This window comes from Mesorhizobium sp. M0011 (genome assembly GCF_040324155.1).
Lineage (GTDB): Bacteria > Pseudomonadota > Alphaproteobacteria > Rhizobiales > Rhizobiaceae > Mesorhizobium.
The window spans coordinates 168,283-182,380 of the sequence record NZ_JAMYVQ010000010.1 but is presented as its reverse complement, the minus strand read 5'-3'; the positions used below and the strand labels follow the sequence as shown (position 1 = coordinate 182,380).

The 14,098-nt window shown below is 61.5% G+C and carries 22 protein-coding genes and 1 pseudogene; 17 read left to right on the top strand and 6 right to left on the bottom strand.

Annotated features, from left to right (window positions below; all coding sequences use genetic code 11):
* Nucleotides 1-160, bottom strand: a 160-nt coding sequence (locus tag NKK51_RS14500) for a transposase (RefSeq protein WP_352553504.1), incomplete at its 3' end; no start/stop codon positions are given.
* 485 nt (nucleotides 161-645) lie between these two features.
* Between NKK51_RS14500 and NKK51_RS14495 the strand changes: the two genes are divergently transcribed.
* The 4 genes and pseudogenes from NKK51_RS14495 (at nucleotide 646) to NKK51_RS14480 (ending at nucleotide 3,156) form a co-directional block, all read left to right on the top strand.
* Nucleotides 646-2,172 (top strand): ABC-F family ATP-binding cassette domain-containing protein, encoded by a 1,527-nt coding sequence (locus NKK51_RS14495; RefSeq protein WP_352553485.1) that lies wholly within the window; start codon nucleotides 646-648, stop codon nucleotides 2,170-2,172.
* 61 nt (nucleotides 2,173-2,233) lie between these two features.
* Nucleotides 2,234-2,526, top strand: a pseudogene (locus tag NKK51_RS14490) (type II toxin-antitoxin system RelE/ParE family toxin).
* 27 nt (nucleotides 2,527-2,553) lie between these two features.
* The gene (locus NKK51_RS14485; protein ID WP_127268663.1) at nucleotides 2,554-2,862 is read left to right on the top strand and encodes a HigA family addiction module antitoxin; all 309 of its coding nucleotides are present in this window, start codon (nucleotides 2,554-2,556) and stop codon (nucleotides 2,860-2,862) included.
* Nucleotides 2,863-2,997: 135 nt separating this feature from the next.
* Nucleotides 2,998-3,156 carry a hypothetical protein gene (locus NKK51_RS14480; protein ID WP_352553483.1) on the top strand — a complete coding sequence of 53 codons (159 nt, stop codon included), beginning with the start codon at nucleotides 2,998-3,000 and terminating at the stop codon, nucleotides 3,154-3,156.
* Between the two features lie 23 nt (nucleotides 3,157-3,179).
* On the opposite strand, the gene NKK51_RS14475 is transcribed toward NKK51_RS14480, so the two are convergent.
* Nucleotides 3,180-3,794 carry a glutathione S-transferase family protein gene (locus tag NKK51_RS14475; RefSeq protein ID WP_352553481.1) on the bottom strand — a complete coding sequence of 205 codons (615 nt, stop codon included), beginning with the start codon at nucleotides 3,792-3,794 and terminating at the stop codon, nucleotides 3,180-3,182.
* 238 nt (nucleotides 3,795-4,032) lie between these two features.
* Here NKK51_RS14475 and NKK51_RS14470 point away from each other — a divergent pair, with 238 nt between their 5' ends.
* Both NKK51_RS14470 and NKK51_RS14465 read left to right on the top strand, forming a co-directional pair.
* Nucleotides 4,033-4,461 (top strand): VOC family protein, encoded by a 429-nt coding sequence (locus tag NKK51_RS14470; protein ID WP_023809793.1) that lies wholly within the window; start codon nucleotides 4,033-4,035, stop codon nucleotides 4,459-4,461.
* 72 nt (nucleotides 4,462-4,533) lie between these two features.
* The gene (locus NKK51_RS14465) at nucleotides 4,534-4,887 is read left to right on the top strand and encodes a DUF1428 domain-containing protein (RefSeq protein ID WP_127294961.1); all 354 of its coding nucleotides are present in this window, start codon (nucleotides 4,534-4,536) and stop codon (nucleotides 4,885-4,887) included.
* Between the two features lie 194 nt (nucleotides 4,888-5,081).
* On the opposite strand, the gene NKK51_RS14460 is transcribed toward NKK51_RS14465, so the two are convergent.
* A complete protein-coding gene (locus tag NKK51_RS14460; protein WP_352553479.1) occupies nucleotides 5,082-6,704 on the bottom strand; it encodes a tetratricopeptide repeat-containing sulfotransferase family protein in 1,623 nt (540 codons plus the stop codon).
* A 94-nt stretch (nucleotides 6,705-6,798) separates the two neighbouring features.
* Here NKK51_RS14460 and NKK51_RS14455 point away from each other — a divergent pair, with 94 nt between their 5' ends.
* From NKK51_RS14455 to NKK51_RS14420, 8 genes are all read left to right on the top strand, one after another.
* On the top strand, nucleotides 6,799-7,209 hold the full coding sequence (locus NKK51_RS14455) for a hypothetical protein (protein ID WP_352553477.1): 411 nt from the start codon (nucleotides 6,799-6,801) through the stop codon (nucleotides 7,207-7,209).
* Between the two features lie 219 nt (nucleotides 7,210-7,428).
* Nucleotides 7,429-7,635 (top strand): cold-shock protein, encoded by a 207-nt coding sequence (locus NKK51_RS14450; RefSeq protein WP_352553475.1) that lies wholly within the window; start codon nucleotides 7,429-7,431, stop codon nucleotides 7,633-7,635.
* A 144-nt stretch (nucleotides 7,636-7,779) separates the two neighbouring features.
* Nucleotides 7,780-8,049 carry a hypothetical protein gene (locus NKK51_RS14445; RefSeq protein ID WP_352553473.1) on the top strand — a complete coding sequence of 90 codons (270 nt, stop codon included), beginning with the start codon at nucleotides 7,780-7,782 and terminating at the stop codon, nucleotides 8,047-8,049.
* Entirely contained in the window at nucleotides 8,046-8,327 is a 282-nt protein-coding gene (locus NKK51_RS14440; protein ID WP_023809799.1) for a hypothetical protein, read from the top strand. Before NKK51_RS14445 ends, NKK51_RS14440 begins: the two co-directional genes overlap by 4 nt.
* A gap of 39 nt (nucleotides 8,328-8,366) precedes the next feature.
* Nucleotides 8,367-8,504: a hypothetical protein gene (locus NKK51_RS14435; RefSeq protein ID WP_164482279.1), complete on the top strand. Its 138-nt coding sequence runs from the start codon at nucleotides 8,367-8,369 to the stop codon at nucleotides 8,502-8,504.
* Between the two features lie 99 nt (nucleotides 8,505-8,603).
* Nucleotides 8,604-8,822 carry a hypothetical protein gene (locus NKK51_RS14430; protein WP_136615974.1) on the top strand — a complete coding sequence of 73 codons (219 nt, stop codon included), beginning with the start codon at nucleotides 8,604-8,606 and terminating at the stop codon, nucleotides 8,820-8,822.
* Nucleotides 8,823-8,972: 150 nt separating this feature from the next.
* The gene (locus NKK51_RS14425; protein ID WP_352553470.1) at nucleotides 8,973-9,209 is read left to right on the top strand and encodes a hypothetical protein; all 237 of its coding nucleotides are present in this window, start codon (nucleotides 8,973-8,975) and stop codon (nucleotides 9,207-9,209) included.
* Complete coding sequence (locus tag NKK51_RS14420; RefSeq protein ID WP_352553502.1) at nucleotides 9,167-10,525, top strand: EAL domain-containing protein; 1,359 nt, start codon at nucleotides 9,167-9,169, stop codon at nucleotides 10,523-10,525. Before NKK51_RS14425 ends, NKK51_RS14420 begins: the two co-directional genes overlap by 43 nt.
* 31 nt (nucleotides 10,526-10,556) lie before the next feature.
* Here NKK51_RS14420 and NKK51_RS14415 read toward each other — a convergent pair whose 3' ends face one another.
* Nucleotides 10,557-10,979, bottom strand: a complete 423-nt coding sequence (locus NKK51_RS14415) for a Kazal-type serine protease inhibitor domain-containing protein (protein WP_352553468.1) — start codon at nucleotides 10,977-10,979, stop codon at nucleotides 10,557-10,559.
* A gap of 490 nt (nucleotides 10,980-11,469) precedes the next feature.
* Here NKK51_RS14415 and NKK51_RS14410 point away from each other — a divergent pair, with 490 nt between their 5' ends.
* The 3 genes from NKK51_RS14410 (at nucleotide 11,470) to NKK51_RS14400 (ending at nucleotide 12,827) form a co-directional block, all read left to right on the top strand.
* Nucleotides 11,470-11,682, top strand: a complete 213-nt coding sequence (locus tag NKK51_RS14410) for a cold-shock protein (protein WP_006202520.1) — start codon at nucleotides 11,470-11,472, stop codon at nucleotides 11,680-11,682.
* 320 nt (nucleotides 11,683-12,002) lie between these two features.
* The gene (locus NKK51_RS14405) at nucleotides 12,003-12,215 is read left to right on the top strand and encodes a cold-shock protein (protein ID WP_013530020.1); all 213 of its coding nucleotides are present in this window, start codon (nucleotides 12,003-12,005) and stop codon (nucleotides 12,213-12,215) included.
* A 183-nt stretch (nucleotides 12,216-12,398) separates the two neighbouring features.
* On the top strand, nucleotides 12,399-12,827 hold the full coding sequence (locus NKK51_RS14400) for a BA14K family protein (RefSeq protein WP_023809802.1): 429 nt from the start codon (nucleotides 12,399-12,401) through the stop codon (nucleotides 12,825-12,827).
* Between the two features lie 126 nt (nucleotides 12,828-12,953).
* Here NKK51_RS14400 and NKK51_RS14395 read toward each other — a convergent pair whose 3' ends face one another.
* Nucleotides 12,954-13,592 carry an MBL fold metallo-hydrolase gene (locus NKK51_RS14395; protein WP_024505622.1) on the bottom strand — a complete coding sequence of 213 codons (639 nt, stop codon included), beginning with the start codon at nucleotides 13,590-13,592 and terminating at the stop codon, nucleotides 12,954-12,956.
* A 137-nt stretch (nucleotides 13,593-13,729) separates the two neighbouring features.
* A complete protein-coding gene (locus NKK51_RS14390; RefSeq protein ID WP_023809804.1) occupies nucleotides 13,730-14,047 on the bottom strand; it encodes a hypothetical protein in 318 nt (105 codons plus the stop codon).
* Nucleotides 14,048-14,098 lie beyond the last annotated feature (51 nt).

Genomic DNA, 14,098 nt, shown 5'->3' with positions numbered 1-14,098 from the left:
CGGGCGTCCGTTCGCCCTTCGAAGCACCCAGCGCCTCCTCCATCTCGGCCTCGAGAACCTCCTGCATTACTGCACGGATCACTTCGTGCAGCCCCTCCGGGTTTGAAAGCAGAATGTCTTTGACGGCAGCGCTGGTCGATTTACCTTCTGTCTTGGTCATGGTGGCGTTCCTTCGCGGGAATCGGTGACGTTGAACATCACCAGCCTGCCATGACCGCCCTCTCTCAGCGAATTTGCAGAACTCTCAGCACACTACCTCATTCAAACGCCGGCAGGACAGCGCCCCCCCTCTGTCCTGCCGGACATCTCCCCCACGAGGGGGGAGATTGGCAGCTTCACCGCATCGCTCCCTCCTGGACCGCCCACTTGCCACCAGCCTCGCCTTTGGTGTAATCGCTCCGCACACTCGAACGTCTTGAAAGGAGGGCTCACGTGTTTACGTTTCATCGTCACCATCGTCAGCGTGGCCCGATTTCTGCCCTGGGAGCTTGCTTGCAGGGCTGACCAGGGACGGTCCGGGTTTTCCCGCTTCGATTTTTTGGTCTGCCCTTCGTGGTGTTGCAACGCCGAGCCTGATGGCCAGCCTGCGCACCGTCAAAGTGCATTGAACCGGACTTTTCCTCCGGCAAGACCAGAGAAATCAAAATGGCCCTGATCAGCCTCAAATCCCTCGGCGTCACCATGAGTGCGCCGCTGTTTGCCAATCTCGACCTCACCATCGGCTCCGGCGACCGGCTCGGCATTGTCGCCGCCAATGGCCGCGGCAAGTCGACCTTGCTGAAATGCCTGACCGGCGAGATGGAGCCGACCTCCGGTGACATCACCCGCACGCGCGGCCTGCGCGTCGGTCATGTCGAGCAATCCGTTGCCCCGGCCCTTCTCACCCGCAGCTTCCATCAGGTAGTGGCCGACGTCTTGCCGCCCGAGCAGGCTGAAAGCGAGCTGTGGCGCGTCGACGTGGTTCTCGATTCACTCGATGTGCCGGAGCCCATGCGCGAGCGGCCAATGCAGGCGCTGAGCGGCGGCTGGCAGAGACTGGCGCTGATCGCCCGCGTCTGGGTGACAGATCCGGACGTGCTGCTGCTCGACGAACCGACCAACCATCTCGATCTGGCCCGCATCAGCCAGCTCGAAACTTGGCTGAACACGCTGCCGCGCGAAGTGCCGGTCGTCATCGCCAGCCACGACCGGGCCTTCCTCGACGCCACCACCAACCGGACGCTTTTCCTGCGCCCTGAACAGTCGCCGGTGTTTGCTCTGCCCTACTCCCGCGCCAGACAGGCGCTCGACGACGTCGATGCTTCGACGGAGCGCAAGTTCCAGCGCGACATGAAGGTGGCGCAGCAATTGCGCCGACAGGCGGCCAAGCTCAACAACATCGGCATCAATTCGGGCAGCGATCTGCTGACGGTCAAGACCAAGCAACTCAACCAGCGGGCCGAAAAACTAGAGGAAGCGGCGAACCCGGCGCATCGCGAGAAGTCGGCGGGTGCCATAAAACTGGCCAATCGCGGCACTCACGCCAAAGTGCTGATCACGCTCGACGACGCGGCTGTCGAAACACCCGACGGCACACTGCTGTTTCAGACCGGCAGGCGCCATATCTGCCAGGGCGACCGCATCGTGCTGCTCGGCCGCAATGGCGTCGGCAAGTCGCGCTTCGTCACCTTGATCCGCAATGCCATCATCGAACCGGACACGTTGCGGAATGTGAAGGTGACGCCGTCGACCGTGCTCGGCTACAGCGACCAGGCGCTGTCCGGCATCAGCGGCGACGACACGCCGCTGGCGCTGGTCTCGCGGCGCTACGATATCGGCGAGCAGCGCGCACGGTCGTTGCTGGCCGGCGCCGGCGTGGTCATCGAGATGCAGGAGAAAAAGATCGGCGTGCTGTCCGGCGGCCAGAAGGCGCGGCTGATGATGCTGGCGCTCAGGCTCGCCGATCCCAACTTCTATCTGCTCGACGAGCCGACCAACCATCTCGACATCGACGGCCAGGAAGCGCTGGAAGCGGAACTGCTGGCACATCAGGCAAGCTGCGTGCTCGCCTCGCACGACCGCTCCTTCATCCGCGCCATCGGCAACCGCTTCTGGCTGATCGAGAAGCGGAAGCTCACCGAAGTCGAAGACCCGGAGGATTTCTTCCGCTCGGTGGTTGAAACCTCAGGATGAGGCCACGGAGTCGACTGGCATGTAAATTATTTGCTTACAGACCTTGTTTTTTGTAAGCAATCTGTTTACATATACCGATGATCAAGCCTTCAAGAACAAGGCGCTGTCGGACCTCTTTCAAACTGGAAGACCGGCAAGATCGACGCCAAGATGCACAAGCGCATTCTTGTCCGGCTTGACCGCCTGGAAGCTTCGGAGAAGCCGGAGGAAATGAACCTTCCCGGCTTCGATTTCCACCCGCTGAAAGGCTTCGATCCAATCCGCTACACGGTCCACGTCAACGGTCCGTGGTGCATCACATTCGAGTTCGACGGCAAGGACGCCGCCCGCGTCGATTTCGAGCAATATCACTGAGGCGGCCAGACTGGAGAAGTTCGACTTATGACCGTGCACGAGCCGACGCGTCCTATTGAGCGTTGTCCCTCCCACCCGGGAGCGCTGCTTGAGGACATTATCCCGGCAACTGGAAAGACCAAGGTGGAAATTGCAAATCTGCTCGGGATCTCCCGGCAGCAGCTCTATGACATCATCCGCGAAAAGAAGCCGGTTTCGCCGGCTGTGGCCGCTCGCCTCGGGAAGCTGTTCGGCGACGGCGCCGCGATTTGGCTTCGAATGCAAGCGGCTTTCGATGCTTGGCACGCAGAGCGTGAAGTTGATGTTTCAGCGATCCCTACGCTCAGGGTTGCGTAGGTCCGCACGGCAGCATTCGGACAGACCATCAGACGCCGCGATAAAAAATCTCGACGGTCTGTCGGATAGCCTCAGCCCGTCGCGTCCTTGGGATGCCGACACGATGATGCCGGCGCCAACCCAGGGAGAATTATCATGTCGGTTCTTTCATCCATCGGTCGCGTCGCAACCCGATATGCGGCAGCGCGCGCTCGTCACCGCAGCGAGCGCATCCTGCTTTCACTGCCAGCCTCGCTGCGCAAGGATATCGGCTTTCCGGACGTCTTCGACGCGCAAAACAACCGTCGCTATTGACGCCGAATGTCACGAGGTGCTGGTCAGTCATGCGTATCGCCTGAAAGCGGCGTCGCCTGCATCGATACGCGCTTCTCGAAAGCGTCGAACCAGCGCGTCAGCCGCGCCCGTGAGCGAAAAGGCGGAAGGTGGCGGAACGCCATCCAGGACAGCGTCGTGGCCAAGGCTATATGGCCGACATGGAGCGGTGCCTCGTCGTCCAGCGTGCTTTCGATCCAATCGTAGCTCGCCTCGATCTTTTCCCGGTGTCCGTCGGCGAGAGCGCTATAACGCAGCTGTTCGGGTCTTCTTTCCGTCTCCCAGCGCAAGGCTATACCCGTCTGAGTCAGGCCTTGGGCAACCGACTGCAGCCGCAACGCCTGCCAGCGCGCCTCGCCGCCCTGCGGCAGCAGCTTGCGGCCGTCATGCAGTGTGTCGAGATAGGCGCAGATGACATCGGAATCGAACATCGGCGACGCGTCGGGCCGCAACAGCACCGGCACTTTGCCGAGCGGATTTTCGGCGTAGACGCGAGCATTGCGCAAGGTCGGACTGGTCTCGTGATGAATGACCTCGAGCCGATCGGCAATGCCGACCTCATGAGCGAAGACGAGCGCCTTGCGCGCGAAGGGCGAGTGAGTCTGATAATAGAGGATCATTGTCGTCCCGGGGTTGAAGAGGCGTTCGCGTGATCCATCTGTTCTAGCCCGCGAGCAGCGAGAATTGCGCTCTGATTGGGGGCGGTCGACGCAAGTTCGTTTCACGTCTCTCGTTCAGCTGCCGGCTGCCTGGCCAGTCCAGGGCCGGTCGGCCAAAAAAAATCTCCCGGCCATGTAGGATCGCCGCCGCCTCATCCGTCCTTTGGCTCGCAAGGCCAAACGCAAAGAGGAACAACAAATGACTGACCAGACCCCCGTTCAGCCCGCGGCCAAAGTGCTCGGCGGATTGACCCCCTATCTGCAGTTGGATGGCGCCTTCAAGGCTGCCGAATTCTACAAGAAGGCCTTCGGCGCGGAGCAGGTCTTTGCCTATCCGGCGGACGAAAAAGGCCGCACCATGCACATTCACCTCTACATCAACGGCTCGACGCTCATGCTCTCCGATTTCTATCCGGAAAACGGAATGCCCGCCGTCAAGCCGCAGGGTTACACAATGCAGCTTCACCTCGGCAGCGACGATATCGAAGCCTGGTGGAAGCGCGCCGTCGATGCCGGCTGCGAAGTCGCCGTGCCGCTCCAGGTCATGTTCTGGGGTGATCAATGGGGCAATATGCGCGACCCGTTCGGCGTCGAATGGGCGATGAACGCGCCGGTGAAGAAAGCCTGATCTGCCGCCGATAGCCCGAGCCCTCACCGGCCAGCCGGTGAGGGCTTGTGAACTTCCAGGAGGAGATCCAAAATGTCCTATGTCGATGGTTTCGTACTTGCCGTATCCAAGGCAAAACTCGATGACTACAAGAAGCTGGCCAACCTCGCAGGGCCTATCTGGAGGGAACATGGCGCGCTCGCCTATGTCGAATGCATCGGCGACGACGTGCCCTATGGCGAGGTCACGTCCTTCCCGCGTGCCGTGCAGGCCAAGGACGACGAGATCGTCGTCTTCGCCTGGGCGGTCTATGAGTCGCGGGAGAGCCGCGATGCCGTCATGGCCAAGGTGATGGCCGACCCGCGCTTGAAGGCCGATTGGGCGGACATGCCGTTCGACGGCAAACGCATGATCTTCGGTGGCTTCAAGCCATTCATTGAGATGTAGGCGCGCCGACCCAAGGTGGCCTGCACACCAAATACTCCAAGCGCGTCGCGCGGATTCCTTTCGCGCGGCGCTTTCTTGCCCTTAACCTAATCGCCCATCGCTTCGTCATCCTATGGCGGAGCAAGGAGCGAAGCGAAGCCGCGCAGGTCATGGGATGACGAAGCTTGTGCTTCGGCTAAACTGTGACCAGGCCGCTAATCCAGCTTGTCCAGCAGCGGCTTGAGCCGGTCTCCATAGCGCTTCCACAGATCGACCGACCCCTGATACATCGGCTGACGCACCTGTGCGGCTGAAGCCGTGCGAACCGGTCGGTCGGTTTCGTGGAACGATAGTGCCGCATCGTCCCAAGGCAGGCCGAGATGAGCGATCAATGCCCGCGTCTGTCCGTCCTGGTCGGCGACAAAATCCTCGTAGCGTACATCATGCACGACGCCCGGCAGCACCGTGTGCCAATGCTTCATGATGTCGGTGTAGAGATTGTGGAAGTCGGCGAGCTCGCCGAGATCGTAGCCATAGCGATGGCTGTCGCCGCGGAAATGCACCTTGTAGATCGACAGGCAGGTGGCCGCTGCATCGCGCGCGCAGTGGATGATCCTGGCCTTCGGCATCATCATGTGGATGAAGCCGACAAGCAGGAAGTTGCCTGGCATTTTGTCGGTGACGTGACGCATGTTCGGATAGCGGGCATGCAGCATGTCGAGATAGGCTTGGCCTGCCTCGGCAAAATCCGCATCGCCGGTATCCGATACGCCCCATGGGAAGCCACCCGGCATGGTCGCCGGGAACTGCTTGCCGACCGCCTTCTTCAAGATGCTGAGCTCGCCTGCGCCGTAGACCTGCGGATGGCTGGCAATGATCTGTTCGACCAGCGTCGTGCCCGAACGCGGCATGCCGACGATGAAGATCGGCGTGTCGTCGCTGATTGAGCTGGGCCTGTGCTTCTCGAAGAAGCCGGCATCGAAGGTGGCCTTCATCGCTTCGAACTCGGCCCGCGTCCTGGCCTGATCGTAGTCGATGCCTTTGCGGCGGATCGCATTGCCTTCGGCGAAATAGTCGAAGGCCCGGCCATAATCCCTGAGATCGTCATTCGCCTTGCCGAGTCCGAAAGACAGCTGCATGCGTGCCAGGCTGTCCTGCGGCGCCTTGGCATGCTGGGCCTCCATGCCCCCAAGCTCGCTGTCGCGCTCCTTCTGGCGCTTGACCTGCGTCAGCATCAGCCAGGCTGTGGCCATGGCGGGATTGATCGCCAACGCCTGCCGGAACAGGTCGGCCGCCTCGTCGAGCTTGCCCTTTTCCATCAGCCCGACGCCGAGCCCGTGCAGCAGGTCGGCATCCTTGGGCCGGATCGTCAGCGCTTCGCGGAAGATGGCGAGCGCCTCATCCAGCCGCCCGGCTTCCTGCAGGGTTTCGGCAAGCCCGATGCGGGCGCGCACATGAAATGGGTTGCGTGCAACCGTGCCGCGATAAATCTCTTCGGCCTCTTCGAACTGGCCGACCTGCTTCAGCGATGAGCCGAGATTGTCGCGCGCCGCGAGCTGGTCCGGCCGCAGATCCACCGCACCGCGGAAGAAATCGATGGCCGCAGCAGGGCGGCCGAGGTCGCGCATCACCGTACCGAAATTGTTGAGAAAATCGGGATTCGTCGGCTGCAGGCTCACCGACCGTTCGATGAGATCCAGCCCTTCTTCGCTGCGCCCGGTCTGGTGCAGCAGCAGTCCCAGGAAATGCGCCGCGGCCGCATGCTTGGGCTGACGCGCCAACACCTGCCGGTAGATCGTCTCAGCCTCTTGCCGGCGCCCGGCCTGATGCAGTTGCAACGCCTGCTGCACATACTGGTCGAGGCCCAGCGGCGGCTGTCCGCCTGCGCCAGACCTGGCTCCCGCACCCGCCGCTCGTCTTTGATCTCTGTTGATGGGAAACCTGCCGTGTTTTGTCCGCCTGTGGCGATCTAAGCCATCGGCGCCGCAGGTTCAAGGCTTCGCCTGCTGTCTCGTCCTTTCGTCGGTGCGGAAAGATCAAATCAGGCGATTGGTCTCGGCAACCTGCCTGGCACGCCGGACCGTTCCATCGGTGTCGGCGATCCTTCGCTTTGCCGCCTCGTCACTTCTGACAGTCAGCCGCGGCGACAGGACAACCATCGGCTTTGCCATTGCCGGCTTTGCGACCGGCGTGATCGTTACGGGGGTGCCTGTTGGCGTCTTTACGGACATCACGAGGTCTCCTTCTTCAATTCACAAGAAAAATGAAAATACCGGGAGAATTATTCCCGCTAAGCTTCAAACAGGTTTTGAATTGTATGAATTTGTATCATCATTTTTCTGATAGTTACAGCGCGCAATTTTTTGAATGAAACCCAATTTTATTTTAAAACGCCTTGATTAAATTACAACAAAGGCCTATCTGTACAGGATCGCTTTGGGCCAGAATTGGCATCTCGCGGCGTCAGAGGTTCTCGACCCGCCAATCTCATTCCAAATCATCGATACCGAGCGCGCGGCATATTCGCTCCGCGCGACCATTCTCATTCTTTGAAAGACCGACATGAACACCGGAACCGTGAAGTTCTACAATGGCCAGAAGGGCTTCGGCTTCATTCAGCCGACCGATGGCGGCAAGGACGTCTTTGTCCATGTCAGCGCACTGGAGCGCGCCGGCTTCCCCGGCCTCGCCGAAGGCCAGAAGCTGCAGTTCGAGTTGGAGCGTGACACCAAGGGCCGCGAGTCGACCGCCAATTTGCAATTGATCTGATCCGGCCGAATTCGATGAACGCTGACCACGGATGTACTGGCAGCTCTCGAAAGCGGCTTATTTCCAGCGACTGCCGGAAATAGGAAAGCGGGGCTCGTCCCCGCTTTTTTGTTTTCAGGACCGCTGCTTTGCATAGGTAAGACAATGCCGGACCGCACCACCCACTCCATCGCGCACTTCACCGCACCTTTCGTGCTCGGCGGACTGGAAGGGCAGCTGCCGGCCGGCGACTACGACATCGACCACGACGAAGAGCTGATCGAGGGCATGTCGCGGCTTGCCTGGCGCCGCGTCGCCACTTTCATCCATCTGCCGGCAAGGGCAGCGGAAAACCCGCCCACCAGCCAGCTTGTCGCCATCGATTACCTCGAACTCGAAACAGCGCTGAAGCGCGACAGGGAGAATGCAGCATGATCCGTTTCCAGCAGAATGCGCGCCCGCGTACCGACACGCCCGCGCACCAGTTTTCGATCGGTCAGACCGTGCGCATGAAGAGCCGCACCGGCCTCGTCCAGAAGACCGCCGAACTGTTCCAGATCAAGAGCAGGCTGCCGGTCAAGGATGGTTCGCCGCAGTACCGCATCCGCAGCGAGCAGGAGACCTATGAGCGGGTCACCACCGAAGACAATCTCGAACCGGCAGATCCGGTTGTTGCCGGCAACCCGGTTGTTGCCAGCAACCCGCTTATCTGAGACCCCACCGCCAAGCCAACACTGAAGCAGGAGCACGACATGTCCAAAGGTCAACAGCGAAGCAACCGCGAAACGCGCAAGCCGAAGAAGGACAAGGTCGTGGCAAAGCCCGCCTCCCCGTTCGGCTCCTCGGTCAAGCAGGCGGAGAGCAGCCTGAAGCCGAAGTCGAAGGGCTGACAAACTGGAGGGCGCGCCTCGTGCGTCCTCTCCGTCGTCCCTCTGTGGGGGACGAATTGACTGAACAGGCCCGCGCAATGCTCTGCCACGGAGGCGCGCTTGAATTTCGTCATCGAGTTCTACCGGTCGCGCGACGCCGACGAAGCCACTCTCGACAAGGTATCACTGGAGGCGCCGAACCTGCGCGCCGCGCTGCAGGGCGCCACCGCGCTGTTCCACACGCTGGCCATGCCGCAAATCCCCGATCGCCTGCGCATTTGCGACGACAATGGCAGCGAGCTTTACGCCGGCCCGGCCGACGGCGCCTATCCGGTTTAGAGCGGCGGTGCTGCCCCACGACTCCATTAAAGTTCACGTAAGATCGAGGCCCTAAGATCCGCCTGAACCGGGCCGCTGCCACGATTGGTGGCCGAGACGTTTGCGGGCGACCACCCACGATCGCCGCTCATACCCGAAGGCAGGAGGCGCATGGACAGGTCGCGCATCATCGTGACGGCGGTGGTGTTGGCCATGCTGGGCGCCATCGTACCGATAGCGGCTATGTTTCATCTCGCTTGGCTTCAGGCCGTCCAAAAGGAACATGAGCGGCTGCAGTTGTTCGCCAGCCGCGCCATCGCCAGGGCCGACATCTCGCTCAAGGATGCGACCGTCGCCTTGCGCAGATCGACCAGTTCACCGGCGTCCGCTGTTCGGCGGACCATATAGCCCGCATGCGGCAACTCACCATCAACACGCGCCCGATCGAAGAAATGGGCTATTTCGAAAACGGCCTGCTTAAATGCTCTTCCTGGGGATCGACCGAAGCGCGCGTTGCGCAATCCACCCCTGACTTCACCACCAGGGACGGCATTGCCGTCACCGCCCGCATGCAGCCGGTGATGAGCGAGGACCATTTTCTGATGGCGCTGCAATACAGGGACCACAATGTCCTTGTCGATCCGGTACGCTTTGTCGACGTCATCGTCGATCCCGGTGTCCAGCTCGCTTTGACGACGCAAACGGGCATCCTGCTTGGCGCGCTGAACGGACCGGATCCCGCCCGCATCGAGAAGATCGTCGCCGGCCCCGACGAAGGCATCGATGACGATCTCCTGTTTGCCACCGCGCGCGAGACGGGCTGGATCGCTGTCGCCACCGAACCGACAAGCCAGATCCTGGGCAGCGTTCGCCAGCAGCAATTCCTGCTGCTCCCGCTCGGCGCCTTCATGGCCGCCTTCATCATCGGCATGGTTGTGTGGCTGTCGCGAAGGCGGCTTTCGCCCTTGGGAGAATTGCAGATCGCCGTGCGCAAGCGCGAATTCATCGTCCACTATCAGCCGATCGTCGAACTCAGGACCGGCAATTGCATCGGGGCGGAAGCGCTGGTGCGCTGGAAGCGGCCGAACGGTTCCCTCGTCCGGCCCGATCTCTTCATTCCGCTGGCGGAAGAGAGCGGCCTGATCACGGCGATCACCGATCAGGTCATTGCGATGGTTGTGTTCGACCTGAACAGGCTTCTGGTCGCCGACCGCTCGCTTCACATCGCCATCAATCTCAGCGCAACCGATGTCGGCACCGCGCGGGTCCTGCCTATCATCGAAAAGGCGTTGCAGCACACCGGGATCCGGCCCCAGCAAATCTGGATCGAGGCGACGGAGCGAGGTTTCGTCGATATCAACTCGGCCCGCTCGACGCTCGTTCGTGCCCGCGAACTTGGCCACGCAGTGGCAATCGACGACTTCGGCACCGGCTATTCCAGCCTGTCCTATCTCGAGGGGCTGCCGCTCGATGCGCTCAAGATCGACAAATCGTTCATCGATACGATCAGCACGAATTCCGCCACCAGTTCCGTCACCCCGCATATCATCGACATGGCCAAGACACTAAAGCTGAAGATCGTTGCCGAGGGCGTGGAAACGCAGGCGCAAGCCGACTACCTCGCGGCGCGCGACGTCGACTACGCCCAGGGCTGGCTTTTCGCCAGACCCATGCCCGCGTCCGAGTTCATCGCCTACTGTCGCCAGGTGAAGCCGACGGCTTGACGCCTGTCGTCCTCAACAAGGCGCATCGTTCTCAGCACGGCCCGTCACCAACGACGCGATAGTCCGCGGCGCGGGCTTCGCAGGAATTGGGGAAGGTGCGCATCTCGCCATGACGGCGGCCGCAGACCGGAGCATATTCGCGGGTGCAGAACGTCTGCTCTTCACCGCCACCGCCACCGCCACCGCCACCGCCGCCGTCGCGGCACGGGCCGTCGCGCACGATGCGGTAGCCGGCCCGGTCGGCAAGACAGGCATTGGCGAAGGTCTGGCGGTCGCCGCCGCGGCGGGCACAGACCGGCTCGTACTGCTTGCTGCAATATTGCGGTTCGGGCCGTGGCGGACGCGGGCGCGGCCCTGGTCCCTCATCGACGACGACGGTGCAGGCGGCAAGAATTGCCGACAGCAACAGGATGGCAAAACCCTGCCGCGAAAAGATTGCCGCCAGAAATTTCATGATGATCTCCCACGATCGGTCCCCGGTTACCGATCCTCGCCATTCCTTTGCCAAATGCAACCCCGTTTGAGCCCCGCAACGACGACGGCGCCTGGCCCGCAAGGGGGGTAGCGCGCCGCCGATGTCTGGCCCATTCGTGGGCTGGCTTTGGCCGAAGACCCGACCGGCAAGCAAGCCTATGCCGAGCCCATCGATGCCCAAGTCAGTCGATCCTTGCGTCGGGATGCGCCCAGTGTGGCGGCCCGCGGCGGTATCTTGCAACCATCACGTTTCCGTGCGATAAATTCCGTGTTCGGGCATTTGCGACCCGGAGAGCGGAACGTTTTGGACGACCTTTCCCCGATACTGTGAATCTCTGACGGCCCCGTTTTCGGCGGGGGGTTTGACCATGCGCCAATGCATGACTGCCGAAGCAACCACCGGGAACTGCCCTTTGCGCCAGGCGGCGGGCGGGACCACCAAAGACTGAACGGGTGAAGGAGTTTCCCCAATGGCCCAGACCGGCACCGTTAAATTCTTCAACGCGACCAAAGGCTTCGGTTTCATCACGCCCGATGGTGGCGCCAAGGATGTGTTCGTCCATATCTCCGCGATCGAAGCCTCCGGCTTGCGCACGCTCGTCGACGGCCAGAAGGTCACCTTCGACGTCGAGCCGGACCGCATGGGCAAGGGCCCCAAGGCCGTCAACCTCCGCGCAGCCTGAGCCATCGGCGCGCCGCATGTCACTCGGACGTGCGACGGAGGCTCCATGCCTGCACCTGGCCTGGAGAGGGATCTGAATTTTGAAAGGCGCGGCGATCTTCGTCGCGCCTTTTCCTTATCGAAGGCGCGGGCCGGTGATGTCGCCCAAGCCGCCAGGTTCTGGGCAACGACTTGCATAAAAACAAAGACCCAAAGCGCGCCGCAACGTGCTTTAGACGCCCGCAAAACTTTCCCTTGCCGATGACGCTAAAATAAAGGACAAATTTCCACTCGGGCATTTGCCGGCCCGAGACTGGAGTTTATGGGACAAAGGAGCTTCCCATGCCGCAGACCGGCACCGTCAAATTCTTCAACCATGCCAAGGGCTTCGGCTTCATCACGCCCGATGATGGAGCGAAGGATGTTTTCGTCCATATTTCAGCCGTGCAGGCGTCCGGTCTTCCCGGTCTCGAGGATGGCCAGAAAGTGTCGTTCGACACCGAGCCGGACAAGCGCGGCAAGGGTCCCAAGGCCGTCAACCTGTCGGTCGGCTGAGCCGGCTTCAAACCGGCGATCCCAGGCAGATCGCTCCCTTGAGAGCCTATGATTTTTGACGTCTGTTTTGAATAGACACGTAAAAATCCGTTCAGCCCCCGTTCAGCCACGGTCGCATATTAGTCTTCGGTAAAGCCGGACCGCATCCCCGAAACTACACGGGCCGGCACGAAGGAGATCGACATGAACCGAATTTTCAAAACCGCCGTCCTGGCCGCTGCCGTGGTCGCTACCACGCTCACGGCCTTGCCCGCCGCCAATGCGCGCGACTGGCGCCGTCATCATGGCCATCATGGCAACGGCGATGCCATTGCCGCCGGCGTGCTCGGCCTCGCGGCCGGCGCGCTGATCGGTGGTGCATTGGCCAATGACCGGCCGCCGCCCGGCGCTGACCGCTACTACGATGACGGTTACGATCGTGACGTGGTGATACGCCCGGCCCCGGTGCGCCGCTACTATGCGGAGCCGCGAGTGGTCTACGCCGATCGTTATGCCGAGCCATGGACGCGTGACTGGTACGAATACTGCTCGGACCGCTACCGCAGCTTCAATTCCCGTACCGGCACGTTCACCGGCAATGACGGCGAACAGCATTTCTGCACTGCCAATTAAACCAAGGGCTTCCCTGCCCCAAAACAGAAAAGCGCTGACCGCAAGGCCAGCGCTTTTTTGTTGTGGTCCCTACAATGTCAACGGTCGCTTGAGGCTGATGAAAACAGCTACGGTTCCGAGCCTGGTTCAAGTCAAAAAAGGGTTGGTCCGCCTCTCCTCGCCAAAACGTCCGCCGGGACCGTGGCCACAGATGAAGCCGATGTCGTCGCCGAGCGGCAGGAGCTTGTCCTTGATCGAAGCGATCAGCGCCGCGTGGTCGCCGCCCGGCAGGTCGGTGCGGCCGACCGAGCCGCGGAACAGCACGTCGCCGACATGGGCGAACTTGGCCGCGCGGTTGTAATAAACAACGTGACCTGGTGCATGGCCGGGGCAGTGCAGCACCTCGAACACATGGCCGCCGAACGACACGGTCTCGCCTTCGGCCAGGAACCGGTCGGGCACGCAGTTACGCGCTCCGGCGATGCCGTAGCGCTTGCCCTGGTTTTCCAGATTGTCGAGCAGCGACTTGTCGGCCTCATGCGGACCGATGATCTCGACGCCGAGCGCCTCCTTCAACTCCATTGCGCCGCCGGCATGGTCGATGTGGCCATGCGTTATCCAGATAGCCCCGGCTGAGATCGCATTGTCCTTCAGCACCGCCAGCACCTTGTCGATATCGCCGCCAGGATCGACGACGACGCCATGCTTGTCATCCATGTCGAACAGGATGGTGCAATTCTGCTGGAACGGTGTGACCGGCACGATGCCGGCATTGAGCTGACCCATGATCGTCCTTTCGATGTTCACGGGTGATGTAGAGGCGCGGACAAAGGGCGTCCACCCTCGAAAGACGAACATCGGTAGCTCCGAAAACGGAAATGGGCGGCCGAAGCCGCCCATTTGAAAAGACCGAAACGGCCTGCCTACTTCTTCATGGCGCCCATGACCGCGCCGAGAATGGCGGTCAAGATCGCGCCGCCGCCGGCGCCGCCGACGATGTTCTGCAGGTTCAGCGCGCTGCCGAGACCGCTCGTTGCTGCTGCCGCAGCCGCCGGATCGACCGCACCGCCACCCAGCAGGCTGCCGAGGATCGCCGCACCGCCGACGCCGCCAATGGCTCCGCCCAGGATTTTGGGAAGCTGACCCATCGCCGCCGTCTTGAGCGCCGCACCGACCGCCTGACCACCGATGACGCCAGTAATCACCTGTATGATGATCGGAAGAAGCGTGTTCATGTCCATATGATTAGTCCCTCCATAGCTGTCAGCCTCCCGGGCCGACACCATCATGAG